The sequence below is a fragment of the Thermomonospora umbrina genome (assembly GCF_003386555.1).
Classification (GTDB): domain Bacteria; phylum Actinomycetota; class Actinomycetes; order Streptosporangiales; family Streptosporangiaceae; genus Thermomonospora; species Thermomonospora umbrina.
Genome location: NZ_QTTT01000001.1, coordinates 6,308,698 through 6,319,833 on the forward strand (window position 1 = coordinate 6,308,698; position 11,136 = coordinate 6,319,833).

The window sequence follows — 11,136 nt, forward strand, 5'->3', positions numbered from 1 at the left end:
CGAGCCCGCCCGGGGATCGATGACGATCGGGGACGCGCTCGGCCGACTGCGGGCCGACTTCCCCGACGTCACCGTCTCCAAGATCAGGTTCCTGGAGGCGGAGGGCCTGATCGAGCCGCAGCGCACGCCCTCCGGCTACCGCAAGTTCACACAGGCCGACGTGGACCGGCTCCGGTTCATCCTGGCCGCGCAGCGCGACCACTACCTGCCGCTGCGGGTGATCAAGGACTATCTGCGGGCGCGGGACCGCGGCGAGACGGCGCCCCCGCCCTGGGCCGCCGAGGACCGGCCGGGGCGCGGCCCACGCCGGCTGGTGGCCGCCGAGAGCACCGCCGAGCCGGCGATGGGCGGGCCCGGCCCCGAGGTCCGGCTGACCCGTCGCCAGTTGCTGGACGGCGCCGCCATCGACGAGGAACTGCTCGTCCGCCTGGAGGAGGCGGGACTGGTCCGACGCGTCGGCCGGCACTACGACGGGGACGCGCTGGTCGTCGCCCGCGCCGCCGCCGCACTGGGCGACTTCGGCCTGGAGGTCCGGCACCTGCGCGCGGTCAAGGCGGCCGCCGACCGCCAGTTGGGGCTCATCGAGCAGGTGGTGGCTCCGCTGCTGCGACGGCGCGGCCCGGGCGCCCACGAGGAGGCCGAGCGGACCGCCCACCGGATCGCCGAGCTGTCGCTGCGGCTGCACGCGGCCCTGCTGGCCACCGGCCTGCGCGAGACCCTGGATCCGTGATCGCCGGCGGGACCGGTGCGGCCGGCGGGGGGAACGGCCCGATCAGAGGGTGTACGTTGGCATACAGGGTCCGTCAGGAGTCGATCTAGAGAGCCGAGAAGCAGCAGGGAGCCGCTGTGAAGCAGATGGAGGTCGTCGGCGTCCGGGTCGAGATGCCCTCCAACCAGCCGATCGTCCTGTTGAAGGAGACGGCCGGGGAGCGGTACCTGCCCATCTGGATCGGCGCCGTGGAGGCCACCGCGATCGCCTTCGCCCAGCAGGGCGTGCTGCCCGCGCGTCCGCTGACGCACGACCTGTTCCGGGACGTGCTCGAGGCGTTGAGCGTCCAACTGCGCACCGTCAACATCACCGCCCTGCGCGAGGGCATCTTCTTCGCCGACCTGGTCTTCTCCAACGGGGTGGAGGTCAGCGCCCGGCCCTCGGACTCGATCGCGCTGGCCCTGCGCACCGGGGCCACCATCTTCGCCAGCGAGGACGTGCTGGAGGAGGCCGGTGTGGCGATCCCGGACGAGCAGGAGGACGAGGTGGAGAAGTTCCGCGAGTTCCTCAACACCATCTCGCCGGAGGACTTCGGCCGCGCCGGCTCCTGAGACCGCGGCCCCCGCGGATGCAAGATCATGCCCCCGCCCGAGTGACCTTGCATCCCGGCCCGCGCCGGCCGTTGATTACGCTGAGGATCGGGGTAAGGGAACGAAGAGGGCGTGAGCGCGCAGTTTGCCCACGTGAAACCGGTTCATCCGGGCATGCGACGCGCCGACGTCGAACGTTGACCACACCCTGACCGGCACCTACCGTGCTGGTGGAACACCCGTGGTGTAATTCGTCAAACCCCCTTGACGAAGCGGCACGGGCTGATAGAAGCCGGAGGTCCGCGTGGCGGTGAGCAGCGGCGAGGGCAAGGCGCACTCTGAGCACCCTGACAGGCACGTCGCCTCACAGCGTGCCGGAGAGCAGGGGCTCCTGTTCGACACGCAGGTGTCGGCGCCGCCCGAGAACGTCGGTTACCGCGGCCCCACGGCGTGCTCGGCGGCCGGGATCACCTACCGCCAGCTCGACTACTGGGCCCGCACCCAACTGGTGGAGCCCAGCGTCCGGGCGGCGCACGGCTCGGGCAGTCAACGGCTGTACGGTTTCCGCGACATCCTGGTGCTGAAGGTGGTCAAACGGCTGCTGGACACCGGGGTCTCGCTCCAGCAGATCCGCACCGCGGTCACCCATCTGCGCGACCGCGGGGTGCACGACCTGGCCCAGATCACGCTGATGAGCGACGGGGTCAGCGTCTACGAGTGCACCTCGGCCGACGAGGTGGTCGACCTGCTGGCCGGCGGCCAGGGCGTCTTCGGCATCGCGCTCGGCCGCGTCTGGCAGGAGGTGGAGGGCAGCCTCGCCGAGCTGCCGGCCGAACGGGCCGTCCACGACGACGACGGCGACGACTCCCACCCCCACGACGAACTCGCCCGCCGCAGGGTCCGCCGCAGCGGCTGACCGACCCCCCTGTCGCACCGCCGCGACGACACCCCGGCCGTACGCCCCGTACAGACCGTACGAACCCGCAGGACGGTACCCCCGAAAGACCCCCATACTCCGCGAACGATCATATAGGTGCGGAGGTTCCCTCTCGAGCACCTCGTCCGTCTCGGAGCCCTCAGACGACCGTAGGGGCCCTCGGCGACCTCAGATCGCCTCCTTGCGCTGCAGATAGGTGAAGGCCGCCCAGCCCGGCAACACCGGCAGCCAGAAGGTCAGCAGCCGGAACAGCACCACCGCCGACGTCGCGGTCTCCTTCGGCAGCCCCGAGATCGTCAGCCCGAACGCCAGCGCGCCCTCCACGGCGCCCAGCCCGCCCGGCGTCGGCGCGGCCGAGCCCACCGCGTTGGCGGTGAGGAAGACCACGACCACCGCCGTCCACTCCAACTCGCCGCCGAACGCCCGGATCGAGGCGTCCAGGCACAGCACGAACCCGGCGGTCAGCAGCAGCGTCCCGCCGAACCCGGTGATCAGCTTGCGCGGCGACTGCAGCACGTCGGCCATCCGCGGCACCACACCGGAGAACATCGACCGCAGCCGGTCGGCGGCCCGTCGCCGCACCGGGGGGATCGCCGCCGCGATCCCGGTCGCCACCGCCACCGCCAGCAGCACGATGACGATCATCCGCGACGGCGCCAGGTTCTTGGTGGCGTTGTCGGCCGAGCCGGTGATGAACCCGAACAGCACCAGCAGCAGCACATGGATCGCCAGTCCGGTGAGCTGGGAGGCGCTCACACTGGCCACCGCGGGCCCGGGGCGGATCCCCGCCCGCTGGAGGTACCGCGTGTTGAGCGCCACGCCGGTGACCGCCGCGGGCGCCACCAGCTTCACGAACGACGCGGCCATCTGCACCAGCAGGGTCCGGCCGAGCGGCAGCCGTTCCGGCACGAAGCCCATCAGCATCCACGCCGCCGCGAGGTAGGTGGCCGCCGAGCCCGCCACCCCGACCGCGACCCACCACCACTCCGCGTTCGCCAGCAGCCCGCCGATATCGACATTGCTGACCTGCGGGAAGACGATGTAGGCGGCGATGGTCAGGGCGATGATGCTGATGATGGTGCGCGGCCGGAACCGTTCCAGGCGGACCGGCGGCACCTCGATCTCCGGCTCCAGCCGCAGGATCTGCTCGCGGATCCGGGTCAGCAGCTCGCGGTCGTGCCGCAGCGCCGACCGGGTGTCGCGGTTCAGCGCCACCCGCTGCAACAGCGGCGCCGCCGTGGCCAGCGCCCGCGCGCCCAGCACCTCGGCGGCGGCGGCGACCGCCCGTTCGGCGCCGACCCGCAGCGCCAGCGTGGTCAGCATCTGCGCCAGGTCCAGCCGCAGCACCAGGTCGGTGGCGGCGACCTCCCCGGCGCGCAGGTCCACGATCCACGCCGCCCCGTCGTCGCCGCGCAGGACCGCGCCCTGCTCCAGCCGCCGGTGCGCCAGCCGCGCCGCCTGCATCAGCTCCATCTGACGCCAGATGTCGATGAGGAACGGGTCGGTCAGCTCGTCGTCCGACAGGGCCGCGAGGGTCCGCCCGGGAACGTACTCGTAGGCCAGCAGCGCCGCCTCGGTGCCCACGTCGGAGGTGCCCAGCAGCCGGGGGGTGCGGGCGCCCGCCGACCGCAGGGCGTAGGCCATCAGCGACTCCTGCTCCAGCGAGCGCCGCAGCGAGCGGACGGCCCTACGGGTGCTGCGGTCGCGCAGCCGCACCAGCCGCCAGACCCGGTAGGGCATCCCGGCGGTCTGCTGGTCGCGGTCGAGGACGGTCACCTCGAGCTGCCATTCGGCCCCCGGCCGGGCGGCGTCGCGCGCCGCCTCGCCGAGCCGGCCGCCGTCGGCCGCCGCGACGCCGTACCGGCGCACCTCGTCCAGGTCGGGCAGGCGGCGGGCGCGGGCGGGGACGACCCCCAGCCGGCGCAGCGCCGCCATCACGGCGGTGCCCGGCGGGCGCGGGTTGGGCGTGCCGACGGCGTAGAGGGTGCCGTAGCCGATGGCCCGCCCCAGGAAGTAGGTGGCCGCCAGCGCCGACACGGAGGCGTACTGGGCGGTCAGCCCGGTCAGCGCGGCCAGGCCGATCATCGTCCAGGTGATCGCCTGCCAGCGGGGCCGGCCGGTCATCCGGACCGCGGTGACGAACGCGATCACCGGGGTGATGTCGGTGTGCAGGGGCGCGGTCCGGGAGCCGCCCCAGATCAGCGAGTCGAGCACGCCGCCGGGCGCCGCCGGGATCTCCCAGCCGTCCAGCAGCACGGTGAGCGCGAAGGCGATCACGGCGGCCAGCAGCGCCACCGCCACCCGCAGTCCGTCGCGGCGCAGCAGGCGCTCCACCGCGAACGCGACCGGCACCGCCAGCACCCCGAAGCTGGAGATCAGGGTGGCCAGGCTCAGCAGCAGGTGGGGGGCCTGCTTGGTGCCCTCCCTGATGTCGGTCTGCAGACCCAGGGTGGTGCCCTTGGCGAAGTTCACCAGGAGCAGCACGCCGACGACCCCCGCCACCGAGGCGGCGAACTTGATGGCGTCGGCGGGGCGGCGGATCCGCTGCGGCTGGGAGGGCTCGTGCACGGTGGAGGCGGCCGCGGCGCGGAAGGCGGCGAGCCTGCGCTCGGCCTCCCCGGGGTCTTCCGTGGGGTCTTCGGCGGGATCCTCGGCGCGCACCTCGGGTTCCTCTCCGGCGGGCTCGCCGGGGGAGGCGGCGCCCTTGCGGGCCACCGCGTCGTCGTGGGTCGGTGTCACGTGACACCGCCGTCCGGGCGCTTCATCGTGATCAGCGTCCCAGAACGCGCGGCGGCGCGTCGAGGGCCGGCCACCAGCTCCACCCGCCCACCCTCCGGCCCGGTCCCCGCCGTCGCGCGGCCACCGGGATTCTCCCGTCTTCGTTGTGCCGCGAACATCGTAGCGACCTCGCCGACGTCCCCACGCACCCCCTGGCCTGGGTTTTCCCGCCAGAGGCGGGTCCGTTGAGATCACTTGCCCGCTCCGTTGGATAGAGTGCGGGCAGTAGCCGTCAACCCTGTGCGGGAGAGATCCCGCGCCGCCAGCGCGGGGCGCCGAAGGGGCAACCCTCCCCGGAACCTCTCAGGCAAAAGGACCGCACGGGCAGGCGCCTCTGGAAAGCAGGCGTGTTCCCGATCGGATGGGGAACGGCGCCTCACCGACGGTGCAAGCCCCGGCGCGGGCGAAGCTCTCAGGTGCAGATGACAGAGGGGGAGACCGGCCATCGGCCCGTGCGCGTGCGCGTGCGCGGCGGCCGGACCACTGCCGAAGCCCGCCGCGCCGGCCGCGGCAGCCGCCCAGGAAGGCTCCCCGGACATGACCACAGCCCAGACCACGTTCGCCGACCGGCACATCGGTCCCACGCCCGACGACCACGCCCGCATGCTGGAGCGGATCGGCTACGCGGACACCGGCACGATGGTCGCCGACGCGGTCCCCGGGGCCATCCGCACCGACCGTCCGCTGGACCTGCCCGAGGCGCTCAGCGAGAGCGCCGCCCTCGACCGGCTCCGCACGCTGGCCGCCGGCAACCGGGTCCTCCCCTCCATGATCGGCCTCGGCTACCACGGCACCATCACGCCCGGTGTGATCCTGCGCAACGTGATGGAGAACCCGGGCTGGTACACGGCCTACACGCCGTACCAGCCGGAGATCTCCCAGGGTCGGCTGGAGGCCCTGCTGAACTTCCAGACGGTGGTGTCGGACCTCACCGGCCTCCCCGTCGCCAACGCCTCCATGCTCGACGAGGGCACCGCCGCCGCCGAGGCGATGGCCCTGGCGCACCGGCTGTCCAAGGCCAAGGCGCCGGGGGCGTTCCTCATCGACGCCGACGTGCTGCCGCAGACCATCGAGGTCGTGCGGACCCGCGCGGTGCCGCTGGGCATCGAGATCGTGGTCGCCGACCTGTCCGCCGGGCTGCCGGACGGCGGGGACGTCTTCGGGGTGCTGCTGCAGTACCCCGGCACGAGCGGCGCCGTCCGCGACCCGGCCCCGATCGTCGCGCAGGCCAAGGAGCGGGGCGCCCGGGTGGTCGTCGCCGCCGACCTGCTGGCCCTGACGCTGCTGCGCCCGCCGGGCGACCTCGGGGCCGACATCGCCGTGGGCTCGTCCCAGCGGTTCGGGGTCCCGTACGGCTTCGGCGGCCCGCACGCCGGCTACATGGCGGTCCGCGAGGGCATCCAGCGCCAGCTCCCCGGCCGGCTGGTCGGCGTCTCGGTCGACGCCGACGGCCGGCAGGCGTACCGGCTGGCCCTGCAGACCCGCGAGCAGCACATCCGCCGGGAGAAGGCCACCAGCAACATCTGCACCGCGCAGGTGCTGCTGGCGGTGATGGCCGGGATGTACGCCGTCTACCACGGCCCCGAGGGGCTGCGGGTGATCGCCGAGCGGGTCCACGGGCACGCCCGCGCGCTGGCGGAGGGGCTGCGCGACGCCGGTGTCGAGGTGGTCCACGACGCGTTCTTCGACACCGTCCTGGCCCGGGTGCCCGGCCGCGCCGACGAGGTGGTCCGGGCGGCCGTCGAGCGGGGCGTCAACCTGCGGCCCGTCGACACCGACCACGTGGGGATCTCCTGCGACGAGACCACCACCGCCGAGCACGTCGGCGTGGTGCTCGAGGCGTTCGGCGCCGCCCCGGCGGGCCGCGCGCCCGGCGGTGACCCGCTCGACGGGCTGCGGCGCGAGGACGTCTACATGACGCACCCGGTCTTCCACTCCCACCGCTCCGAGACGGCGATGCTGCGCTACCTGCGCCGCCTCCAGGACAAGGACCTGGCGCTGGACCGGACGATGATCCCGCTGGGCTCCTGCACGATGAAGCTCAACGCGACCACCGAGATGGAGCCCGTCACCTGGCCGGAGTTCGCCCAGATCCACCCGTTCGCGCCGATCGACCAGGTGCGGGGCTACGTGGAGCTGATCGGCGAGCTGGAGGGCTGGCTGGCCGAGATCACCGGCTACGCCAAGGTCTCCGTCCAGCCCAACGCGGGCTCCCAGGGCGAGCTGGCGGGGCTGCTGGCCATCCGCGGCTACCACGAGTCCCGCGACGAGACCCACCGGGACGTCTGCCTGATCCCCTCGTCGGCGCACGGCACCAACGCGGCCAGCGCCGTCATGGCGGGCATGCGCGTCGTCGTCGTGAAGTGCGACGACACCGGCAACATCGACATGGACGACCTGCACGCCAAGATCGCCCAGCACGGGGCGGACCTCTCCGCGATCATGGTGACGTACCCGTCCACGCACGGGGTCTTCGAGGAGACCATCACCGACGTCTGCGCGGCCGTGCACGCGGCGGGCGGGCAGGTCTACGTGGACGGCGCCAACCTGAACGCGCTGGTCGGCCTGGCCCGGCCCGGCGAGTTCGGCTCCGACGTCTCCCACCTCAACCTGCACAAGACGTTCTGCATCCCGCACGGCGGCGGCGGTCCCGGCGTCGGGCCGGTCGGCGTCCGCGAGCACCTGGCGCCGTTCCTGCCCAGCCACCCGCTGCGCCCCGAGGCCGGCCCGCAGGACACCGGCGTGGGGCCGATCTCGGCCGCCCCCTGGGGTTCGGCGGGCATCCTGCCGATCTCGTGGGCGTACATCGCGATGATGGGTCCGGACGGGCTGCGCGAGGCCACCGAGGGCGCCATCCTGGCCGCCAACTACGTGGCCCGCCGGCTCGCCCCGCACTACCCGATCCTCTACACCGGCCGGAACGGGCTGGTGGCGCACGAGTGCATCGCCGACCTCCGCAAGATCACCAAGGAGACCGGGATCACCGCCGAGGACGTCGCCAAGCGGCTGATCGACTACGGCTTCCACGCCCCGACCCTGTCGTTCCCGGTGGCCGGCACGCTGATGATCGAGCCCACCGAGAGCGAGGACCTGGCCGAGCTCGACCGGTTCTGCGACGCGATGATCGAGATCCGGCGGGAGATCTCCCGGGTGGCCGACGGCGGGTACGACGCCGAGGACAACCCGCTCAAGAACGCCCCGCACACCGCCGACCTGCTGGTGGGCGACGACTGGAAGCACGCCTACCGCCGCGAGGAGGCGGCCTACCCGCTGCCGTCCCTGCGCGACGGCAAGTACTGGTCCCCGGTCCGCCGCATCGACCAGGCCTACGGCGACCGCAACCTGGTGTGCTCCTGCCCGCCGCCGGAGGCGTTCGAGGACTGATCGTCGTGCGCGCCGCGCCCGATGAAAACATCGGGCGCGGCGGCCCCGGCTCGATAGGCTTCGACGGATCATGTAGGCAGACCCCGAAGGCATCCGCATGGCCACGACGCCCGACGAGGCGACCGCAGATCCGTCGATGCTGTGCGAGGAGGCCCGCAGGCTCGCCGAGGCCGGGGATCCCGCCGCGGCCGCCCGCGTGTTCGAGCACGTGCTGGAGATGGGGGAGGGCCCGCACCGGGCGCGGGCGGCCCTCGGGCTGGCCGTCGTCCTCGACGACGTCGGCGACGTGGTCGGCGCCCGCGAGGCCGACTGGATCGCCATCGGCACCCAGGACGCCGAGTACGGCCCCCGCGCCGCCTACCATCTCGCGCTCACCCACGAACGGGCCGGCGAACGCTCCGAGGCGGCCCGCGCCTGGACCATCGTGGTCGACTTCGGCAACCCCGACTACCTGCCGCCCGCGCTGCTCGCCCTCGCCCAGCTCGCCGACGACGACGGCGACCTGGAGACGGCCCGCGACTGGTGGGAGCAGGTGATCGCCACCGGGCACGCCCAGTACGCCCCCGTCGCCGCGCACGACCTGGCCCAGCGGCTGCTGGAACGGGGAGAGCCGTCCCGCGCCCAGCGGGTGCTGGCCGGGGCCCTGCGCCTGATCGACCGGGAGACGAGCCCGTACGCCTACGCCCGGCTGGCCACCACGATCGGGATCGCCTATCTCGACCAGGCCATCGGCGCGTTCGACGCGGTGCTCGACGACGACGAGGCCGCCACCGACCCGGAGGTCGGCCCGCTGGCGACCGAGCTCCTCGCCCGCACCCTGCCGCTGCGCGGTCGCGCCGAGGAGGCCCGCGAGGTCTGGACGCGCGGCCTGGGCCGGTCGGGCATCGCCGGAGAGGTCCGGGCCCGGCTGCGCCGCGAGTTCGGGGCCCGCGACGACGACGCCGACATCCCCTGGTGGGAGCCGGTGGTGGAGCAGGCGGTCGCTAACGGCACGCTGCCCTCGCTGACCGGCGAGGTCTTCGGCGCCCTCGACCACATGTACGCGCTGGCGGCGCTGCGGTTCGCCCGGGGCCCGGCGAAGACCGCCGGTGAGGCCCACGAGGATCTCGGGCGGGCGGTCGGCGTGCCCGCCGACTACGCCTGGGGCGGCCTGCTGGAGGAGAGCTTCGGCGACCGCGCCCGGCGGGTGCTGGACGCGGGCGACTGACGGCCCGGCTCAGCCCGCCACGGCGCGTTCGGCCACCACGTGGGTGATCCGGACCCGCACCAGCAGCTCGCCCGGCACCGCGTTGCGGGCGCCGAACTCCGCGCCCTTGTCGGCCCCCATGTACCGGCCGCCGATCGCCGTCGCCCAGCGGCGCATCTCGTCGAGGTCCTCCTCGAGCACCGCCTCGCCGCCGAGCAGGACGAACGAGTAGGGCGGCTCCTGGTCGTCCACGCAGATCGAGATCCTCGGGTCGCGGCGCAGGCACCGGCCCTTGAGGCTCTCCCGGCCGGTGTTGAACAGCAGGTCGTCGCCATCCAGCACGAACCAGATCGGCGTCACGTGCGGGCGGCCGTCCCTGCGGACCACGGCGGCCTTGCCCGTCCGGGTGCCCTCGGTCACGAACGCACGCCACTCGGCGTCGGTCATCTTCTCCATGCCCTGGGCCCGCCCCTCCGGTGATCGATCTCCACGGAACGTTAGCGTGGACGCATGCGGATCGTGACGGCCCGGGGGCCCGCCGAGGTCACCCTGGACGAGCCGGGCGGGACGCCCGGGTTCTGGCTGCTGCTGACCCACGGCTCCAACGGGGGAGTGGAGACGCCGGACCTGCTCGCGGTGCGGGACGCGGCACTGGGCCTCGGCGGCGCGGTCGCCCGGGTCCTGCAGCCGTTCCGGGTGGCCGGGCGGCGGGCGCCGGGCTCGGCGGTCGGGCAGGACGAGGCCTGGCTGGAGGTCGTCGCGATGCTGCGGGAGCGCTTCGGCGATCTCGCGCTCGTGCAGGGCGGCCGGAGCAACGGAGCCCGGGTGGCCTGCCGGACGGCGCGCGCCGCAGGGGCCGTCGGGGTGGTGGCGCTGGCGTTCCCGCTGCACCCGCCCCGCAGGCCCGAGACATCACGGGCGCCGGAACTGCGCGAGGCCGGCGTCGAGGTGCTGGTCGTCAACGGCGACCGGGACCCCTTCGGCGTGCCCGACCCGGCCGACGCCGCACAGGTGACGGTGCTGCCGGGCGAACGGCATGAGCTGAGCAAGGATCCGGCCCTGGTCGCCGCCGCGGTGGAACCGTGGCTGCGCCGCTGGACCGGCGGGGACGACCCCGGGCCCGGCCGGGCCCGGTGATCGTCGGTCGAGGGACGGGTCGGTCGATGGCGGACGGACGGGTGGCGGGCGCCCCCGAGGATGATCACCCTGATGGACCGGTCCCTCCGTGGAGGCCGGGTCCGTCGATCAGGCCGCGGACGTCGCCGACCTCGCCGAGGTCGGGCGGTGCGGTGCGATGACTTCCCCGTCGGGCAGCAGCTCACCGGTGTCGTCGAAGAGCACGACGCCGTTGCACAGCAGGCTCCACCCCTGCTCGGGGTGGCGGGCCAGCGTGAGCGCGGCATCGCGGTCGGGTGCGTCGTGCGACGGGCAGGGCGGCTGGTGCGGGCACATCGGTGTGCCTCCGGTCTCGATCACTAACGGACGTGCGGTCTGTCACTTCGGACGTTTACCAGTCTGCTGTGGTTCAGGTCACGGCGACATAGCCCGTTGG

General features: G+C 73.6%; 9 protein-coding genes and 2 riboswitches. Of the genes, 6 read left to right on the plus strand and 3 right to left on the minus strand.

Going from position 1 to position 11,136, the window contains the following annotated elements:
• The first annotated feature begins 19 nt into the window (after positions 1–19).
• From ftsR to DFJ69_RS28255, 3 genes are all read left to right on the plus strand, one after another.
• Positions 20–730, plus strand: a complete 711-nt coding sequence (gene ftsR, locus DFJ69_RS28245) for a transcriptional regulator FtsR (protein ID WP_211328825.1) — start codon at positions 20–22, stop codon at positions 728–730.
• Positions 731–846: 116 nt separating this feature from the next.
• Entirely contained in the window at positions 847–1,320 is a 474-nt protein-coding gene (locus DFJ69_RS28250; RefSeq protein ID WP_116025387.1) for a bifunctional nuclease family protein, read from the plus strand.
• A gap of 283 nt (positions 1,321–1,603) precedes the next feature.
• Positions 1,604–2,215, plus strand: coding sequence for a MerR family transcriptional regulator (locus DFJ69_RS28255; RefSeq protein ID WP_116025388.1), 612 nt, complete (start codon positions 1,604–1,606; stop codon positions 2,213–2,215).
• A 189-nt stretch (positions 2,216–2,404) separates the two neighbouring features.
• Here the strand turns inward: DFJ69_RS28255 and DFJ69_RS28260 are convergent, their stop codons facing one another.
• Positions 2,405–4,975: a lysylphosphatidylglycerol synthase transmembrane domain-containing protein gene (locus DFJ69_RS28260; RefSeq protein WP_245974615.1), complete on the minus strand. Its 2,571-nt coding sequence runs from the start codon at positions 4,973–4,975 to the stop codon at positions 2,405–2,407.
• Positions 4,976–5,247: 272 nt separating this feature from the next.
• A riboswitch (glycine riboswitch) is annotated at positions 5,248–5,343 on the plus strand.
• Positions 5,344–5,450, plus strand: a riboswitch (glycine riboswitch).
• A gap of 101 nt (positions 5,451–5,551) precedes the next feature.
• On the opposite strand from DFJ69_RS28260, the gene gcvP reads away from it, so the two are divergent.
• The gene (gene gcvP / locus DFJ69_RS28265) at positions 5,552–8,398 is read left to right on the plus strand and encodes an aminomethyl-transferring glycine dehydrogenase (RefSeq protein ID WP_116025389.1); all 2,847 of its coding nucleotides are present in this window, start codon (positions 5,552–5,554) and stop codon (positions 8,396–8,398) included.
• Positions 8,399–8,495: 97 nt separating this feature from the next.
• A complete protein-coding gene (locus DFJ69_RS28270; RefSeq protein WP_116025390.1) occupies positions 8,496–9,605 on the plus strand; it encodes a YfgM family protein in 1,110 nt (369 codons plus the stop codon).
• Positions 9,606–9,614: 9 nt separating this feature from the next.
• On the opposite strand, the gene DFJ69_RS28275 is transcribed toward DFJ69_RS28270, so the two are convergent.
• Positions 9,615–10,040, minus strand: a complete 426-nt coding sequence (locus DFJ69_RS28275; protein ID WP_116025391.1) for a PPOX class F420-dependent oxidoreductase — start codon at positions 10,038–10,040, stop codon at positions 9,615–9,617.
• A gap of 54 nt (positions 10,041–10,094) precedes the next feature.
• Between DFJ69_RS28275 and DFJ69_RS28280 the strand changes: the two genes are divergently transcribed.
• Complete coding sequence (locus DFJ69_RS28280) at positions 10,095–10,721, plus strand: alpha/beta hydrolase family protein (protein ID WP_116025392.1); 627 nt, start codon at positions 10,095–10,097, stop codon at positions 10,719–10,721.
• Between the two features lie 108 nt (positions 10,722–10,829).
• Here DFJ69_RS28280 and DFJ69_RS28285 read toward each other — a convergent pair whose 3' ends face one another.
• Positions 10,830–11,036: a DUF5999 family protein gene (locus DFJ69_RS28285; RefSeq protein WP_116025393.1), complete on the minus strand. Its 207-nt coding sequence runs from the start codon at positions 11,034–11,036 to the stop codon at positions 10,830–10,832.
• Positions 11,037–11,136: the final 100 nt, after the last annotated feature.

Coding starts and splice junctions, on each gene's coding strand:
- ftsR (WP_211328825.1), top strand. CDS start 20: ATGACGATCGGGGACGCGCTCGGCCGACTGCGGGCCGACTTCCCCGAC.
- gcvP (WP_116025389.1), top strand. CDS start 5,552: ATGACCACAGCCCAGACCACGTTCGCCGACCGGCACATCGGTCCCACG.
- DFJ69_RS28285 (WP_116025393.1), bottom strand. CDS start 11,036: ATGTGCCCGCACCAGCCGCCCTGCCCGTCGCACGACGCACCCGACCGC.
- DFJ69_RS28280 (WP_116025392.1), top strand. CDS start 10,095: ATGCGGATCGTGACGGCCCGGGGGCCCGCCGAGGTCACCCTGGACGAG.
- DFJ69_RS28275 (WP_116025391.1), bottom strand. CDS start 10,040: ATGGAGAAGATGACCGACGCCGAGTGGCGTGCGTTCGTGACCGAGGGC.
- DFJ69_RS28270 (WP_116025390.1), top strand. CDS start 8,496: ATGGCCACGACGCCCGACGAGGCGACCGCAGATCCGTCGATGCTGTGC.